This window comes from Planococcus sp. VCh962, from assembly GCF_057748275.1.
Window position 1 is genome coordinate 60,899 of record NZ_JBYLHS010000001.1, and the last position, 16,912, is coordinate 77,810.

The 16,912-nt window shown below is 40.8% G+C and carries 14 protein-coding genes; 12 read left to right on the forward strand and 2 right to left on the reverse strand.

Annotation, left to right across the window (positions count from 1 at the left end; genetic code table 11):
* Positions 1-65: 65 nt before the first annotated feature.
* The 10 genes from AC3AQ9_RS00295 to AC3AQ9_RS00340 all read left to right on the forward strand — a co-directional run bounded on the left by AC3AQ9_RS00295 (position 66) and on the right by AC3AQ9_RS00340 (position 13,940).
* Positions 66-1,121, forward strand: coding sequence for a M42 family metallopeptidase (locus AC3AQ9_RS00295; protein WP_488305468.1), 1,056 nt, complete (start codon positions 66-68; stop codon positions 1,119-1,121).
* A gap of 10 nt (positions 1,122-1,131) precedes the next feature.
* A complete protein-coding gene (locus AC3AQ9_RS00300; protein ID WP_488305469.1) occupies positions 1,132-2,592 on the forward strand; it encodes a UDP-N-acetylmuramoyl-L-alanyl-D-glutamate--2,6-diaminopimelate ligase in 1,461 nt (486 codons plus the stop codon).
* A 107-nt stretch (positions 2,593-2,699) separates the two neighbouring features.
* Positions 2,700-4,268 (forward strand): peptide chain release factor 3, encoded by a 1,569-nt coding sequence (locus tag AC3AQ9_RS00305; RefSeq protein WP_488305470.1) that lies wholly within the window; start codon positions 2,700-2,702, stop codon positions 4,266-4,268.
* Positions 4,269-4,447: 179 nt separating this feature from the next.
* Complete coding sequence (locus AC3AQ9_RS00310) at positions 4,448-7,519, forward strand: efflux RND transporter permease subunit (RefSeq protein ID WP_488305471.1); 3,072 nt, start codon at positions 4,448-4,450, stop codon at positions 7,517-7,519.
* Positions 7,520-7,712: 193 nt separating this feature from the next.
* Positions 7,713-8,792, forward strand: a complete 1,080-nt coding sequence (locus AC3AQ9_RS00315; protein ID WP_488305472.1) for an SDR family oxidoreductase — start codon at positions 7,713-7,715, stop codon at positions 8,790-8,792.
* Between the two features lie 217 nt (positions 8,793-9,009).
* Complete coding sequence (locus AC3AQ9_RS00320) at positions 9,010-9,786, forward strand: TerC family protein (protein WP_488305473.1); 777 nt, start codon at positions 9,010-9,012, stop codon at positions 9,784-9,786.
* Between the two features lie 168 nt (positions 9,787-9,954).
* On the forward strand, positions 9,955-10,707 hold the full coding sequence (gene sigI / locus AC3AQ9_RS00325; protein ID WP_488305474.1) for an RNA polymerase sigma-I factor: 753 nt from the start codon (positions 9,955-9,957) through the stop codon (positions 10,705-10,707).
* The gene (locus AC3AQ9_RS00330) at positions 10,707-11,930 is read left to right on the forward strand and encodes an anti-sigma-I factor RsgI family protein (RefSeq protein ID WP_488305475.1); all 1,224 of its coding nucleotides are present in this window, start codon (positions 10,707-10,709) and stop codon (positions 11,928-11,930) included. The genes sigI and AC3AQ9_RS00330 overlap by 1 nt, the downstream gene beginning before the upstream one ends.
* 124 nt (positions 11,931-12,054) lie before the next feature.
* Positions 12,055-13,404, forward strand: coding sequence for a TrkH family potassium uptake protein (locus AC3AQ9_RS00335; protein ID WP_488305476.1), 1,350 nt, complete (start codon positions 12,055-12,057; stop codon positions 13,402-13,404).
* A 92-nt stretch (positions 13,405-13,496) separates the two neighbouring features.
* Positions 13,497-13,940 (forward strand): MarR family winged helix-turn-helix transcriptional regulator, encoded by a 444-nt coding sequence (locus tag AC3AQ9_RS00340; RefSeq protein WP_488305477.1) that lies wholly within the window; start codon positions 13,497-13,499, stop codon positions 13,938-13,940.
* Positions 13,941-13,986: 46 nt separating this feature from the next.
* On the opposite strand, the gene AC3AQ9_RS00345 is transcribed toward AC3AQ9_RS00340, so the two are convergent.
* Positions 13,987-14,613 (reverse strand): hypothetical protein, encoded by a 627-nt coding sequence (locus tag AC3AQ9_RS00345; RefSeq protein ID WP_488305478.1) that lies wholly within the window; start codon positions 14,611-14,613, stop codon positions 13,987-13,989.
* Positions 14,614-14,666: 53 nt separating this feature from the next.
* Positions 14,667-15,281, reverse strand: a complete 615-nt coding sequence (locus tag AC3AQ9_RS00350) for a CPBP family intramembrane glutamic endopeptidase (protein ID WP_488305479.1) — start codon at positions 15,279-15,281, stop codon at positions 14,667-14,669.
* Positions 15,282-15,500: 219 nt separating this feature from the next.
* Between AC3AQ9_RS00350 and ykzS the strand changes: the two genes are divergently transcribed.
* Complete coding sequence (gene ykzS, locus AC3AQ9_RS00355; protein ID WP_488305480.1) at positions 15,501-15,689, forward strand: protein YkzS; 189 nt, start codon at positions 15,501-15,503, stop codon at positions 15,687-15,689.
* 351 nt (positions 15,690-16,040) lie between these two features.
* Complete coding sequence (locus AC3AQ9_RS00360) at positions 16,041-16,895, forward strand: NAD(P)-dependent oxidoreductase (RefSeq protein ID WP_488305481.1); 855 nt, start codon at positions 16,041-16,043, stop codon at positions 16,893-16,895.
* Positions 16,896-16,912 lie beyond the last annotated feature (17 nt).

The following is a 16,912-nucleotide window of genomic DNA, read 5'->3' on the forward strand; positions in this document are numbered from 1 at the left end:
TATATTATGCCCTGTCCGAACATGGTTCATTTTGTTATGATAAATAAATCAGGGAGGCGTTATACATGTCATTTGAATGGAATAAACAAGAAACGCTGGAACTATTGCAAGAACTAGTCGAAATTCCCAGTCCTTCAGGCTATACAATGGCAATCATGAATACCATCAAAAAGCACTTTGACCGATGGGAAATCGATTATAAAACAACTAAAAAAGGTGCCGTAATAGCTACCATCCAGGGCAAAAACCAAAACCAGCATAAGTTATTGACTGCTCATGTGGATACTCTCGGAGCGATGGTCAAGGAAATTAAACCGAGCGGACGCTTGAAATTATCCCTTGTGGGCGGCTTTAAATTCAATGCAATCGAAGGTGAGAACTGCCTGATACATAAAGCGGATGGAACAATGATAACGGGCACTATTTTAATGCATCAAACAACCGTCCATGTCTATAAAGATGCCGGAACGGCAGATCGTGACGAAAATAACATGGAAGTCCGGCTGGATGAACAAGTATTTTCCGCTGAGGAAGTTCGTGCTCTCGGTATTGAAGTGGGGGATTTCGTATCGTTTGATCCACGCTTTGTGGCAACGGATTCCGGATACATCAAATCGCGCCACCTTGATGATAAAGCCAGTACAGCGTTATTGCTGCAGCTAGTAAAACAATTGAATGCTTCGAACAAAGAATTGCCGCATACCACACATTTTTACATATCTAATAACGAGGAAATCGGATATGGAGGCAACTCCAATATCCCGGAACAAACAGCGGAATACATAGCTGTTGACATGGGAGCGATCGGAGACGGCCAGGCTTCGGATGAATATACTGTATCCATTTGTGCGAAAGATTCTAGTGGACCGTATCATTATGGCTTAACGCGCCATTTGATTGATTTGGCAAAAAAGAATAAAATTGAGTATAAGATGGATATTTATCCGTATTACAGTTCAGATGCTTCGGCGGCAATCGGAGCTGGGCTTGACGTCAAACATGCTTTGTTCGGCCCAGGAATTGAAGCATCTCATTCCTATGAACGGACCCATATCGATTCGCTGAATGCCGCGGCAGCATTGCTTGAAGCATATGTAATGTCACCGCTAGTTACAGAGTAGGAGGATTTTCATGAACACAAAACAATTAATCGAAAATGTTCCTTTTAATAGATTAATCGGCACTTTGCCTGAAACCATCGAACATATTACAATGGATTCACGTGAAGTCAGAAAAGGATCTTTATTTATTTGCATTAAAGGATATACCGTGGACGGCCACGATTTTGCGGCGCAGGCAGCCGTGCAAGGAGCTGTACTGATCGTTTCAGAACAGCCCTTGGAAATTGAAAACACCGCAATTCTCATAGTAGAAGATACAGACCGCGCACTCGGGTTGCTTGCTGCGAAATTCTACGGCTACCCGTCAAAGGATCTGCAAATGATTGGCGTGACAGGCACCAATGGAAAAACAAGCGTGTCAGGAATGCTGCATTCGATGCTGATGGAACTTGGTGAATCATCGGCCCTGACAGGGACCATCGGTTTCAATTTGAACGGTGAATTGCACCAATCTTCCAACACGACGAGCGATGCGCTGACTACTCAAAGAATGATTGCCCAAGCGAAAGAAACCGGATGCTCACATATGACCATGGAAGTCTCTTCTCATGGTTTGATTTTAGGCCGGTTGGCTGGAGTGGAATTCAATACGGCGATTTTCACCAATTTAACGCATGACCATCTGGATTTCCATGGCACCATGGAAGAATACGGGCATGCCAAAGGTTTGCTATTTTCGCAGCTTGGGCAAAACCTGCGAGAAAAAAAGCAGGCGGTTTTAAATGCTGACGATCCTTGGTCGAAGCAATATGCCGATATGACGCCTCATCCTGTTTATACGTACGGGATAAAAGAAGATGCCCAGTTTAAGGCCAAAGCTATACAAATGGATAACCAAGGAACAAAATTCACTTTGCAATGTCCGCAAGGCGAGTATGCTGTTTCGATGAAATTGTTGGGCCATTTTAATGTGTCAAACGCTTTAGCAGCGATTACTGCGCTATATGCAGAAGGTTTTCCAATTGAAGATGTGATTGCCGCACTATCACGGATTGCACCGGTTGAAGGGCGCATGCAAAAAGTTGAAATGGATGCTCCCATTTCCATTTTCATCGACTATGCCCATACCCCCGACGCCATTGAAAAAGCCATCGACGCGGTTGCTGATTTTAAGACAAACCGTATTATTTTCCTTGTAGGCACAGGAGGAAATCGGGATAAAACAAAGCGTCCAATCATGGCTGAAAAAGCATCGGTTGCCGATTATGTGGTCTTGACAACAGATGATCCACGCTATGAGGAATACGACAGCATTTTGAATGACTTGCAGACCGGTATGGCCCATAGGAATTTTGCTTGCATTGGCGACCGTAGCGAAGCGGTAAAACATGCAGTTGCCCAGGCAGAACCGGGGGATATCATCATTTTGGCAGGGAAAGGACATGAAGATTACCAAATTATCGGTTCCACCAAGTATCCGCATAGCGACAAAGAAATCGCGATTCAGGAAACATTGAAAAAATTCCGTTAAAAAGAAGCCCTCCCGGCTTCTTTTTTTGAGGACAGCGTTTAAATTCCTTGTCTTTTTCAGCCCTCTTCTCTAATATAAACAGAGTAGAATTAAAGGAGCGTATAAGAATGTCAACCCAATTAAAAAATGAAATTCAAAATAGAAGAACCTTTGCGATCATTTCCCACCCGGATGCAGGGAAAACGACGCTGACAGAAAAATTGCTATTATTTGGAGGAGCGATCCGCGACGCTGGAACAGTAAAAGGCAAGAAAAGCGGGAAATTTGCAACTTCCGACTGGATGGAAATCGAAAAGCAAAGAGGGATTTCCGTTACTTCCTCTGTCATGCAATTTGATTATGATGGGCACCGCGTCAATATTCTGGATACACCCGGACACCAAGATTTCAGTGAAGACACTTACCGCACATTAATGGCGGTAGACAGCGCTGTCATGATCATCGATGTGGCGAAAGGTATTGAAGCCCAAACAGTCAAATTGTTTAAAGTTTGTAAAATGCGCGGCATTCCGATTTTTACTTTCATTAATAAAATGGACCGCCAAGGGAAAGAACCGCTTGAATTGATGGAAGAATTGGAAGAAGTCCTCGGCATCCAATCTTATGCAATGAACTGGCCAATTGGGATGGGAAAAGAGTTTTTAGGAATTTACGACCGCTTTAACAACCGGGTGGAACCTTTCCGTACAGGAAGCAGACAATTCCTCGAATTGGATGAAGATGGTCAACTGGCTGAAGAACATGAAATGATGAAAACATCTTATTATACTCAAGCGATGGAAGACATCGAATTGTTGAATGAAGCAGGAAATGATTTCTCCATTGAGCAAGTGAGAAAAGGAGAGCTCACTCCTGTGTTTTTTGGAAGTGCACTTGCAAACTTTGGTGTTGAAACTTTCCTGGAAACGTATTTGCAATTTGCACCGCCGCCGCAATCACGCGAGACGCAGGAAAAAGAAGAAATTAATCCGGTCGATATGCCATTTTCAGGCTTTATCTTTAAAATCCAGGCGAATATGAATCCTGCCCACAGGGACCGCATCGCATTTGTCCGCATCGTCTCAGGTAAATTTGAGCGTGGCATGAACGTAACACTGGCTCGTACGGGCAAGTCTATTAAATTGAGCCAGACTACTCAATTTTTGGCGGATGATCGGGAAACCGTCAGCGAAGCAGTTGCAGGTGATATTATCGGTCTCCATGATGTCGGGAATTACCAAATCGGAGACACCATTACGAGCGGCAAGAAATTTCAGTTTGAAAATCTTCCGCAGTTTACGCCGGAGCTATTCGTTAAAGTGACAGCCAAAAACGTCATGAAACAAAAACATTTCCATAAAGGGATTCTTCAACTTGTGCAAGAAGGCGCCATTCAATACTACAAGACGCTGCACTTGGAAGAAGTCATTTTAGGTGCTGTCGGACAGCTTCAATTTGAAGTGTTTGAACACCGGATGAAAAACGAATACAATGTCGACGTGGTTATGGAACCGGTCGGCAATAAAATTGCCCGTTGGATTGAAAATGAAGAAGAGATTAAGGAATCCATGTCAAGCGGCCGTTCATTGCTAGTAAAAGACCGTTATGACAATTATGTTTTCTTATTTGAAAATGAATTTGCTACCCGCTGGTTCCAGGACAAAAATCCTGAAATTCGTTTATACAGTTTATTATAAAAAGGACCTGCTTTTGCAGGTTCTTTTTTTGGACAAAATAATTTTAATCTTTAGTAAATGCTATGACTAAAATTTGCGGTTCCCTATAATTTTTTTTATGATAAAAGGACGAAGCAGAGGGCAGCTTTTATAGATGGGATTCACTTGTTAAAGAGGGATAGAGAGAGGGTAGGAAACAGATGAAATTAAGCGATTTTTCGATAAAGAGGCCAGTATTTACTACTGTCATCATGTTTTTGATCATAATTCTTGGAGCAGTGTCTTTTTTTAAAATTCCGATCACCCTTATTCCTGAATTAAACCCGCCGATTGGTGTAGTGGTAACCAGTTATCCAGGAGCGAGTCCGACCGAAGTAAGTGAAAAAGTGACAAGACCTCTCGAAGCAAATTTGTCTACATTGCCAGGGCTCGATTCCCTTCAATCATCATCTGAAGAAGGTTCAAATTTTATCTTGCTTGAATTTGACTGGTCAACAGATATAAATGATGTCCAGACGGATATTATGCAGCGGATTGACCAAACCATCATCCCGGATGATTCGAACCAGCCGCAATTCTTTAAGTTCGATCCATCGCAATTTCCAGTTATTCAATTAGCGGTCAGAGCTACTGAATCCGGAGAAGACGTTCGAGTGTTAGCCGAAGAGCTGGAAACAGAACTGCTTCAAACAGAAGGGGTAGCAAGTGTTAATATTTCAGGATCTTTGGTGGAAGAAATACAAATTTCGTTGAATCAGACAGAACTAGAAGAAAGAGGCTTGCAGCAGTCTGATATTGTTCAATCTATCCAAGCGAATAATATTTCCATGCCTGGAGAGCCGATCGATACAGAAAATGGGCGCCATTTAACTACTCGGGTAGTCAGTACATTAACCAGCGCTGATGAAATCCGTGATTTGGTCATAACTGTGAATCCTCTAAACGGCGAAAGTGTCACAATTGGCGATGTAGCGGAAGTGGCAGTCGGTGAACAAGAGACAAATAGCGATACAAGAGCCAATGAAGAGCCTGCGGTCTTGCTTTCCGCTTTACAAGAGTCGAAAGCGAACACAGCTGACGTATCAGAAGCCTTTAAAGCTAAACTGGATGAATTGCTGGCAGAAGAGCGTTTCGCAGGGGTTGAAGCTGATGTTTTATTTGATCAAGGTGACTATGTTCGCTTGGCTGTTGGGAATATTGGGCAAACCCTTATTTTCGGAGGCCTGTTTGCCATGGCCGTGTTATTTTTCTTTCTGCGAGGCATAAAAAGCCCGATTATAATTGGTATTGCGATTCCCTATTCGGTCATTGTTACTTTTGTTTTAATGTACTTTGCTGATTTCGCTTTAAATATTATGACGTTGGGCGCGCTGGCATTGGGCATTGGAATGCTTGTGGATAATGCCATTGTCGTAATTGAAAATATTGAGCGTCATTTGGGCATGGGAAAAACTCCGCACCAGGCAGCGTCAGAAGGAACGAAAGAAGTGGCAGGAGCCATTACTGCTTCCACCTTAACGACGGTGGCGGTATTTGTTCCAGTAGCATTTATTACAGGGCTGATTGGACAGATTTTCTTTGAATTTGCCGTTACCATCTCATTCAGTTTATTTGCCAGCCTTTCTGTTGCGTTAACCGTGATTCCAATGCTTGCTTCGAGAATGCTGGAAAAGCCAAAAGGTGATATTGAAGCAAGAACACGACGTTCAAAGAGGCTCAAAAATTTCCAGAGATCGGTTGCCTGGGCATTGGCTCATCGACTGATTGTGCTGTTAACAGCTTTAGTTTTCTTAGTTGTAGGGATGTTCGGTGTTTATCAGGTTGGAACGGAATTCCTTCCAGCGACGGATGAAGGGTTTGTAACAGTTTCCGTTGGCTTGGATTATGGTTCATCATTAGCAGCTACAGATGAAGTGGTGAATCAAATAGAAGAAGAACTGAAAAAAGAAGAAGATGTAGAAGTATTTGTCAGTTTAGTTGGAAGCACGCAGCAAGGCCAGGCACAAGGCACGACGGAAACCAATACAGCAGAATTATATGTGAAATTGGTGCCACTGGATGAACGGGACCGATCTGTTTTTGAATTTGTAGATGATGTCCAGCCGCGGGTTCTTGAAACGATTGGTAACCGGGCAGAAGTCAATTTCAATTTACAGACTGCTGCTGGTTCATCTCCGAATACTTTGAACTTTACTGTGACCGACACAGATAAGGAAAGGCTTGATGATACTGTTACAAACATCAGTGCGGCGCTTCGAAAACTTCCAGAAGTAACTGAGTTGACGAATGACAGGGATGAAACAATCGAAGAAATTCAAATGCAAATCAATAAACAAGCTGCAACTGAATTCGGTTTTGCTCCTGCTCAGATTGCCCAGACGGTAAATAATTTGACTCGGGGTGTTTTTGCTACTCAAGTCATTGCTGAAAATAATGAAGTGCTAAGTGTGTTTGTTAAACTAGGAGAACAGTTCAGAGACAGCGAGGAAAAACTAGAAGCATTGAAGTTAAGAACACCGGCTGGACAGTTTGTAAATCTGGAAGAACTTGCGGATATAGAAGTCTCTGAAGGCCCGGTGGACATTAAACGAGTAGACCAGGCAGACAGCGTCGCCTTTACCTTGCAGCATAAATCGGATGTGACGCTCGGAGATATGTCCGATAAGGTAGATAAAGTACTGGAAGAGCTGAATTTGGATAAAGACACACAAATAACTTTCGGCGGTGATCGTGAACTATTCGACAATGCCATTGACGATATGCTTTTAGCAGTCGCATTAGCAGTGGTTCTTGTTTATATCGTTATGGCGGCGCAGTTTGAATCATTCAAGTATCCATTTGTCATTATGTTTACTGTACCATTGATGGTCATTGGGGTATCGATCGCCTTATTCTTCACGCAAACCCCAATCAGCATTACGGCAGTAATCGGGATATTGGTTCTTGTCGGGATTGTGGTCAATAACGGTATTGTCCTGGTTGATTACATCAACCAGCGAAAAGCGGCAGGAATGGATTCATATGAGGCTATCATGACTTCTGTCCGTGACCGCTTGCGCCCGATATTAATGACGGCTTTAACGACGATACTTGGATTAATCCCGTTAGCATTGGGTCTAGGAGAAGGAACGGAAATCAACCAGCCAATGGGGATTGTTGTGATTGGAGGCATGATTAGTTCTACTTTCTTGTCGCTGTATATTGTACCGATTGTTTATAGCCTGTTTGATCGTGAAACAAGAAATATGAATCGTAAAAAAGTCAGAGCTTAATTTAGAGGTTCTTCTTTTTCACCGTTTTACCAATCAGCGATGTTTAATAGTATCCACTGAGTTGGTTTCTCTTTCTATTGCACTTCCATAATTCCCGTAACAGGGGAATGGAAGTGTAATTTTTTATGAAAATACATTTTTAAAAGGTATAAGTTGGAATATTATGTATAATAGAAGGGGAGGGGTGGATGTCATGAAAGAAATTGTTTTTACCGGTTTTCCAGGATTTATCGCGAGCCAGCTGATCCGTAAATCTGTTGGAGACAATGTCAGCGTTTCGGCTATTGTTCTTCCAGCTGAACGGCCAAAAGCTGAACAACAAGCAGCAATTATTCAGCAAGAAACAGGCTGTAAACCGATACATATCATTGAAGGAGATATTACTAAGCCGAATTTAGCTTTAAATCAGCAACAAATAACGCATTTAAAGTCTAAAAAGGTGATTTTTTGGCATTTGGCTGCTATTTATGATTTAGCTGTCCCGCGTGAACTTGCTTGGAAAGTTAATGTAGAAGGCACCGAAAACGTTAATGACTTTATTCGCACAATGCCGAATCTAGAACGCTATATGTATTTCAGCACCGCTTATGTTGCTGGTGCACGAGAAGGCATTCTTTATGAAGATGAATTGATTCGTCCGGAAAAATTTAAAAATTTCTATGAAGAGACAAAATTCGAAGCTGAACTCCTAGTTGAAAAACTAAAAAGTGAAGTGCCATTGACAATTATCCGCCCGGGGATTGTGAGAGGCCATTCAGAGACGGGGGAAACCGTAAAGTTTGATGGCCCCTACTTTTTCCTCAATTTAATTGACCGGGCTAGCCGGCTTCCATTTATCCCCTATGTCGGGCGTTCTACAGCTTTTATCAATGTTGTGCCTATTGACTATATTATTGATGCTTCCATCTATTTGAGTGGATTGCCTCAAGCAGAAGGAGAAACTGTTCACTTGACTGATCCCAATCCTCATCCTGTTGAAGAAGTGTATCGCAGAATGGTGTTTGAAATGACTGGAAAAATACCAAAAGCGCGATTGCCACATAAAATGGCTAGAATGTCTTTGGGAGTTCTACCAGTACGCAAGATGCTTGGTGTAGAAGCAGAGACATTAGACTATTTAACATGGAACGCTTCTTTTGATGCAAGCAAGGCACAGCAGTTGCTGAAAGGCAGCGGCATTCAATGTGCTGACTTTTTGGCAACATTGCCTTCGATGGTAGAGTTCTATCAGTTTCATAAAAAGGATAAAAAATACCATATCGCCATACGCTAATCTTTTACAAGCTCAAGAATTATGGTATAATAATTTTACAACTTCATACACTTTGACTTTCAGTCAGAGGGGAGTAGCTGTAGGGAAACCTATTTCATAATCGTCAATACATGGTTAGTAACCATCGGTTATGATAGTGAATTTATTTGCTTAGCGAGACCTTTGCCTTTTTTTAGGCAAGGGTCTTTTTTGCTGGCAAAATATAGGAGGAGAAAGAATGGAAGCAATATTGTTAGAGTATGCCTGGGTCTTATTGGTACTGGTAGGACTTGAAGGACTACTGGCTGCGGATAACGCGGTCGTTATGGCTGTAATGGTTAAACATTTACCAAAAGAACAGCAGAAAAAAGCTTTATTTTATGGATTACTAGGTGCTTTCGTATTCCGTTTTGCAGCATTATTCATGATTACGCTGCTTGTTGATATTTGGCAGATCCAAGCGCTTGGAGCGGCTTACTTATTGTTCATCGCGATAAAAAACATCTATGATCAGAGAAAAGGCGATAGCGATCATGTCATTGATGTTGATAAAGCACCTAAGCAAGGTTCTGGTTTCTGGATGACGGTATTAAAAGTCGAGTTAGCGGATATCGCGTTTGCCATCGACTCTATGCTTGCTGCTGTAGCTCTTGCAGTAACGTTGCCTCATTTGGACCTGTTCGGTGTTAGCGAAATCGGCGGCATCAATGCTGGGCAATTCGCTGTTATGTTGGCGGGTGGACTGATTGGTGTTATCATCATGCGATTCGCTGCACATAAATTTGTTCAAGTTCTTGAAAAGTACCCGCAATTGGAAACTGCCGCATTTGTTATTGTCGGATGGGTAGGGGTTAAATTGCTTGTCATGACTTTATCACACGAAAATCTTGGCATTTTGCCGCACGATTTCCCTCACTCGACGCCTTGGACGATTGTGTTCTGGACGGTATTGATCGGAATTGTTGTTGTGGGAGTCTTGACTGGTATCAAAAAGAACAAAGAAGAAAATGCATAATTTATAAAGTCTCCTTAGGGAGGCTTTTTTTATAATAAAAATTAGAATACCGACATAAAACAAATCAGCTAGACGAATAATTACAAAGTACCAGCCAATTGCCCTTTTCTTTTACAAATTCTGCCGTTACAATCAAAAGTGGTGTCAGAAAGAAAAGAGGTGAGCAGCATGCTAATAGCAGCTTTAACAGGTTTATTCGGACGTAGTGAGAAATTTTCAGCTGAAGAATTGGCTTTACAAGCACAGAAGGGCAATGAGGAAGCACTGAATAATTTGCTCTCTGCTTATTCCCCTTTTATGAAAAAAACGGCAGCGCAAGTATGCAAACGGTTCATCGATGATCATGATGACGAATACAGCATTGCCCTTTCCGCCTTTCATGAAGCTATACAGGACTTTGAACGAGGAAAAAATGCTTCGTTTTTAACCTTTGCCCATATGATAATAAGAAGAAGAATTATTGATTTTATCCGAAAAGAAAACCGGCGCTCTGAATTTAGCCATGATTTTACTTCTACAGCAAGCGGCGAAGAGGAATCACATAAATGGATTGAAGATTCTGCTGCCATTAATCGGTTCAGTTTGGAGCAGCAGACCCAAATCAGGCGTGAAGAAATTGCTCAATATGAAGACATGCTTTCAGAATTTGATTTAAGTTTTCAAATATTGGTTAAAGTCTCGCCTTCTCATGAAGATGCTCGGAAGTCAGCTGTACAGATTGCCCAACTTGTGGCTGAGACAGAAGAATATATGGAATACCTTCAAAATAAAAAAAAGTTGCCCATTAAGGAAATTGAAAAAATGGTTCGGGTTTCAAGGAAAACGATCGAACGAAACCGGAAATACATAATCGCTGTCATTCTTTTGCTCAACAGCGACTTGCATTACTTAAAAGACTATTTAAAGGAGCGGTTACTTTGATGAATATGCAAAAAGGAATATGTGTGGAGTCAAAAGGAAGCCGCTCTATTTATATGTTGAAGAATGGACAGTTCCTCATGGGCAAGCCGGTTGATTCAGCTATAGACCTAGGAGAAGAAGGATATTTTTATCCGCAAATCAGCAAAACTAAAGCACATTGGAAGCCGGTATGGGCACCGTTTATAGCTGCCGTTGCTGTTTTGTTCTTATTTTTGTCTGTACTTCTTCCTTCCGAAGAAGCTTTTGCTTATGTTCAAGTTGAAGTCAATCCAGCTATGGAGCTGGGAGTGGATGAAGATTTCGATGTCATTTCAATTCGTAGCTTAAATGCCGATGGACTGGATTTGATCGATCAGCTGGGAGAATGGAAAAATCAGTCATTGAACGAAATTTTGAAACGGGTTATTTCCCTGTCGTTGAATGATGCGACCGAAGAAGTGACCATTACGACTGTTTCTGCCAGTCAAGATGAAAATTCAGTTTTGCCCGTTGAAAAAATCGTCATGGCAGCTACTACTGATTTGGTGAAAGATAATGTTGAAGTCCACTTGAAAAAAGCGACGCGTGAACAATGGCAGCAATCGATAAAAGACAGCGTACCCGTCGGACAGAAAGTCGACAAATCAATACCTATTAAACCTCTAGAAGAACAAACGCCAGCTGACAAATCAAAAGCGGATGATGAAAAAGATATCAAAGTTAAATCTGAGGTAAAAAAGCTGCCAGATGAAGCAAAGAAAGAAGCGGAGCCTTCCAACGAAAAAAAGAAAGAAGACACACCAGGACAAAAAATGAAAGAGATATCGCCAGAGCATCAAAAGCGAACAAATTCTCCTGAACAGCAAAAGAAACTAATTCCACCTCCGCAGGAAAAGAACTTTGCTCCTCCTGGCCAAGAAAAGAAAGGAAGAGTACCAGGACAGGAAATAAAAGAAGTTGCTCCTAAGCAGGAGAAGGAAAAAGCTCCAAAAGCGGCGCCAAAAGCGGCACCAAAAGCCAAAGAAGAGGAAAAAACAATTCCTCCAAGCAAAGACCTGAAAAAAACAGAGCCTAAGTCAGAAAAGAAAAATGGGGCACCAGGACAATTGAAAAAAGAAAAAGCACCAAAGGCAGAAAAGAAAAATAACGGGACATCCAATCAAGAAAAGCAAAATGACGTTCCTTCTTCCGAAAACAAGAATGAATCTCCATCACAGAAAAATAAAAAAGTGGAAAAAGAGTAGAAGACTTTTTTCTGCTCTTTTTTTGCTGTATAAAAGCAGTAAATTTAATTTTTGCCACTTTCTTTTTCTACTTTCTTTTCATAGAATAAGAAGAGAATAATAGGCAGAAAGGAATTAAACCGATATGAATAGTTCATTTCAAAAAATCCGGAATCTTACACCTGCCCAGGCAATCGTTTCGTATTATTTCGTAGCGATTGCTTTTTCCTTTTTGCTGCTTCGTCTACCGGGAGTGCATCGACCCGGAGTCGAAATGTCCATAATCGACAGCTTATTTACTGCAGTGAGTGCGGTTAGTGTCACAGGGTTAACCGTTGTCAATATTGCAGAAACCTATTCTGTTTTCGGCATTATCATGATTATGTTTATCTTGCAGCTCGGAGGAATTGGAATTATGTCGTTAGGGACTTTTTTCTGGCTGCTGGTTGGTAAACGCATCGGCTTGCGGGAACGGCAATTAATTATGGTAGACCACAATCAATTCAATATGTCTGGCGTTGTTAAGCTGATTCGTGAAATCATCAAAATTCTCTTGATGATTGAATTGATCGGAGCCATTATCTTTACTTTATACTTTACTCAGTATTTTGATACATTTACTGAAGCTTTATTGCAAGGAATTTTCGCTTCAGTCAGTGCGACCACAAATGGAGGATTTGATATTACAGGGGAGTCCTTAAATCCTTTTTTCAATGATTACTTTGTGCAAAGCATCAATATGATCCTGATCATTTTAGGTGCCATCGGTTTTCCTGTTTTGATCGAAGTAAAAGAATTTTTATCAAATAGAAATAAAAACTTCCGATTTTCTTTGTTCACTAAAATTACGACATCGACCTTCGGAATTTTATTGGTGGTCGGGACCTTGGTTTTATTGGCTTTTGAATCGCTGAATGCGTTCAAAGGATATAATTGGCACGAAACATTGTTTGCTGCAATGTTCCATTCCGTGTCTTCCCGTTCTGGTGGGCTCACGACAATGGATATTACAGAGTTTAGTGAAGCGACTAATATCTTTATGAGTGCATTGATGTTTATTGGGGCTTCACCAAGCTCTGTTGGAGGAGGAATCCGGACAACGACTTTCGCCATCGCCGTGCTGTTTTTGATTAATTTCGCAAGAGGGAAGAACAGCATCCAGATATTCAAACGGGAAATTGAACTGATTGATGTTTTCCGGTCTTACGCCGTTATCATTTTGGCTTGTTTCATGGTGCTTATTACCACTATGGCCCTGATCATTTCAGAACCACATGCTTCAGCTGTAGAAATCATTTTCGAAATCACTTCTGCGTTTGGAACTTGTGGGATGTCCCTCGGAATAACCGATGACTTGTCCAGTTTTGGAAAGATAGTCATCATGGCGCTGATGTTTATCGGAAGGGTAGGGCTCATTTCTTTCCTATTTACGATTGGCGGGAAAACCGATCAAACCAAATTCCATTATCCGAAAGAACGAGTGATAATTGGGTAATCATGGAATAATAGCTTAATAACCGTGCTTTTTTCCTATGAAACGACTATAATTATTATAATAGATTTTTAAATTGGAAATGAGTGGATCTTATGAACGAAGATGTCAAGCAGTCTTTAAAACTATTTATTGTTTTATCGCGGGCACATAAAGCTATTACGGAACAAACCAATCAGTTTTTTCAAGCACATGGAGTTAATCCTACCGAATTTGCTGTCATGGAATTGCTGTACCATAAAGGAAAGCAGCCTTTGCAAAAAATAGGCGGAAAAATTTTGCTGGCTAGCGGCTCCATTACTTATGTCATTGATAAATTGGAGCAGCGCGGCTATATTAACAGAGTCAATTGCCCAACCGACCGACGGGTGACGTACGCAGAAATTTCGGAAGAAGGAAAAGCATTCATGAGCCAGATTTTTCCGGAACACGAAAAAAACCTGCATGAATTGACGACTGCTTTGTCAAAAGAAGAAAAAGACCAAGCTATTGAGTTAATGAAAAAACTCGGTTTGTCGATCAAGGACTTATCCTATTAAGCTAATGAAAAAAGCCATCTTTTTTAGATGGCTTTTTTCATTTCATTTATTCTGTTTTTTCAATGGTTTGTCCCATGGCAATAAAATCAGCAGTAGCGTTAACCGCCGTATTATCAAAAATCGTCAGACGGACAATTTGATTTTCTTTTTCAAAAACAATTCCCGTCACTTTTCCTTCAGTGCTCGGTATTTCGTAGCTCGAGGAATTGATAATCTCTTCCCCTTCAAGTGCTGGTCCTTCTGCAATTTCCGATTCCGCATTAATAGCCGTTAGCGTTTCTTTCAGCTGTGTTTCTGCTTGTGAAAAATCATTTACGTCGGGAGCGAATGTTTCAATCCGCATAAAGACCGAAGAGTTATCAGACAAATAAAGAGAATCTTTTCCCGGCTCTTCAGATGTTAATTCATAACCTTTTAATACGGATATTTCATAAGGTTGTTCATCACTTTGAGTCAATGTTCCTTCGGCTTCTGCCTGGTTTGGTTCTGTTGTTTCCTCGCTTGCTGTTTCTTTAGTGGTTTCTTCTACTACGGTTTCTTCTGCAACGGTTTCTTCCGCAGCCTCGTTAGTTGAAACGTTAGTTGATTCCTTGCTGGATTCTGAAGTCCCGCAAGCTGCAAGTGCTGCACTGATTGTTACTATACATCCAATAAATAATAAACTTTTTTTCATAATTATTCCTCCCTTTCCTATAGTTGACGTATGAGAATGAAAAACGTTTCAAGCTAAACAGATAAAGGCATAACTAAAAATAGCAGGACGAGCATAACTAAATGGGCGATGATCAATAGAGGCATACTTTTTTTCCATTCATATAAAAATCCTAAAATGATTCCTGTGACCATACCAGCCAGCATCCCAGGAACAAAATCACCGAAGCCAAGAGCCAACCCGAATAATAAGGCTGAAATCAGCACTGAAAAAGACATAGAGAAATACTGTTTTAATTTTTGCTGGACGAAACCTCTCCAGAAAATTTCTTCTCCAGGCACGATGATGAACATCAGGAGCAAAAAATGCCAAATCGATGTTGGAGCGAAAGTTGATAAGAATGAAGAAGTGGAAGCTACGAAATTAAACGGAAGCAACTTGAAAAATTGAAATCCGCCTGCAATGATTGCATAGATGAGAGTGCCATATCCAAGCCCGTAGATTAATGACTTCCATGTTGCCATTTCATCGAAGATTTTAATTGAAATTACGGCAAACGACATGAGTACCAATAAAGCGAATGTATACATATACCAAAAAATAGCGGTGTCTTGAAATGCTAAACTGTATAAAGCAAATGCGATAGGAATTAGCAGTAAAAGTTGATGTTTCTTAAAAAGATTTAACATGGATAATCCTCCTAAATAATAAAAGCCGATCTTCAGTGGAACCAGAGCGGCTTGGCAAAAGGTGTTCAACTTCTTTTGATGTTGTATACTGTTAATTATCAGCTTTCAGCTGAACAGGCATTGGCTATGAGGTCCAGCGCTGCTTAGTCAGTTGGGCGATTCCATCATATATTATACCAGAAGCGGCAAAGTGAAAAGAAGGATAAAGGAGAATATTGTATGGCGAACTATGAAGAATTACTTGAACAATTAAAGCAAGGAGAAATTTCTTCTTTGAAGATCCAAAAAGAAGATTTCTTGGATTTTAGAGATATCCTGATAAAACGTGAGGACTTTAAACACTTTCGGGGAGCCGCCTTTCATCATGGCGTGACAATCTATACTTACACAAAAGAGCCATCCAAGTAAGTAAAATAGCAGAGTTTAAAATAGAAAGAATCCGATTATAAATGAAAATCTTTTTTAATGGAAACTGAAAAATAAAAGAAATTTATTTGAAAGAAAATGTTTAAGCCTTTCAAAAGAAGGGCATAATATATCTGAACACAGCAACATTCTCATTTCCCCCTTTTGTGGTCGGTCCGAATAGCGGATCGGCTTCTTTTTTTACCTTCTTTTATTGTCCTTAAAATATTTATTGCAGAATCTGAAACAAAAGATAGTTGCAGAACGCTCCTTTAAATGAAGAATTTCTTAATTTCAGTGATTTAGCAGAAAAATTTTGCTAAACTGAATACATAGAAAAAGGAGTGATTACATATGAAGCTGGGATTTATAGGCACGGGCGTCATGGGGAACAGTTTGGTGAAACACCTGCTGAAGGCAGGACATGAAGTAACTATTTATACGCGCACAGCTAAAAAAGCTGAAAATCTTGTAGCCGCAGGCGCCAGTTTGGTGCAATCTCCTAAACAAGTTGCTGAAATATCAGAAGTGCTTTTTACAATGGTGGGATATCCGTCTGATGTGGAAGAAGTATATTTTGGAGAGCAAGGGATATTGAAGCATGCTCCACAAAACACGATATTGATTGATTTGACCACTTCCAAACCTAATCTTGCAAAACGCATTTTTGAAGAAGCAAAACAACGTGGATTAAAAGCTTTAGACGCTCCTGTATCCGGTGGAGATATCGGTGCGCAAAAAGGCGCTCTGTCAATTATGGTGGGGGGAGAAGAAGAAGTATTTCAAAAAGTTTTGCCGCTTCTTGAGCTGATGGGGGAAAATATCATTTACCAAGGCCCAGCAGGTTCAGGACAGCATACCAAGATGTGCAACCAAATCAATATTGCTTCCAATATGATCGGGGTTTGCGAATCGCTTGTATATGCTAAAAAAGCTGGACTCGATCCGGAACAAGTCTTAAAATCCATTTCATCCGGAGCAGCAGGCTCTTGGTCATTGTCCAATCTTGCACCGCGCATGATTGCAGAAGACTTTGCACCCGGTTTTTACATTAAGCATTTTATCAAAGACATGAAAATTGCGGCAGAAGAAGCTGAGCTGATGGGGTTAAACTTGCCAGGATTGCGTTTATCGCTCAGCATGTATGAAAAACTGGCTGATGAAGGATATAGCGAAAATGGTACCCAAGCGTTGATCAAGTTATTTTAAAATAAAAAACCGGAGTC

What these genes read in the sequence shown, in the direction of transcription:
- AC3AQ9_RS00295 (WP_488305468.1), top strand. Translation starts at nt 66, where the DNA reads ATGTCATTTGAATGGAATAAACAAGAAACGCTGGAACTATTGCAAGAA.
- AC3AQ9_RS00300 (WP_488305469.1), top strand. Translation starts at nt 1,132, where the DNA reads ATGAACACAAAACAATTAATCGAAAATGTTCCTTTTAATAGATTAATC.
- AC3AQ9_RS00305 (WP_488305470.1), top strand. Translation starts at nt 2,700, where the DNA reads ATGTCAACCCAATTAAAAAATGAAATTCAAAATAGAAGAACCTTTGCG.
- AC3AQ9_RS00310 (WP_488305471.1), top strand. Translation starts at nt 4,448, where the DNA reads ATGAAATTAAGCGATTTTTCGATAAAGAGGCCAGTATTTACTACTGTC.
- AC3AQ9_RS00315 (WP_488305472.1), top strand. Translation starts at nt 7,713, where the DNA reads ATGAAAGAAATTGTTTTTACCGGTTTTCCAGGATTTATCGCGAGCCAG.
- AC3AQ9_RS00320 (WP_488305473.1), top strand. Translation starts at nt 9,010, where the DNA reads ATGGAAGCAATATTGTTAGAGTATGCCTGGGTCTTATTGGTACTGGTA.
- sigI (WP_488305474.1), top strand. Translation starts at nt 9,955, where the DNA reads ATGCTAATAGCAGCTTTAACAGGTTTATTCGGACGTAGTGAGAAATTT.
- AC3AQ9_RS00330 (WP_488305475.1), top strand. Translation starts at nt 10,707, where the DNA reads ATGAATATGCAAAAAGGAATATGTGTGGAGTCAAAAGGAAGCCGCTCT.
- AC3AQ9_RS00335 (WP_488305476.1), top strand. Translation starts at nt 12,055, where the DNA reads ATGAATAGTTCATTTCAAAAAATCCGGAATCTTACACCTGCCCAGGCA.
- AC3AQ9_RS00340 (WP_488305477.1), top strand. Translation starts at nt 13,497, where the DNA reads ATGAACGAAGATGTCAAGCAGTCTTTAAAACTATTTATTGTTTTATCG.
- AC3AQ9_RS00345 (WP_488305478.1), bottom strand. Translation starts at nt 14,613, where the DNA reads ATGAAAAAAAGTTTATTATTTATTGGATGTATAGTAACAATCAGTGCA.
- AC3AQ9_RS00350 (WP_488305479.1), bottom strand. Translation starts at nt 15,281, where the DNA reads ATGTTAAATCTTTTTAAGAAACATCAACTTTTACTGCTAATTCCTATC.
- ykzS (WP_488305480.1), top strand. Translation starts at nt 15,501, where the DNA reads ATGGCGAACTATGAAGAATTACTTGAACAATTAAAGCAAGGAGAAATT.
- AC3AQ9_RS00360 (WP_488305481.1), top strand. Translation starts at nt 16,041, where the DNA reads ATGAAGCTGGGATTTATAGGCACGGGCGTCATGGGGAACAGTTTGGTG.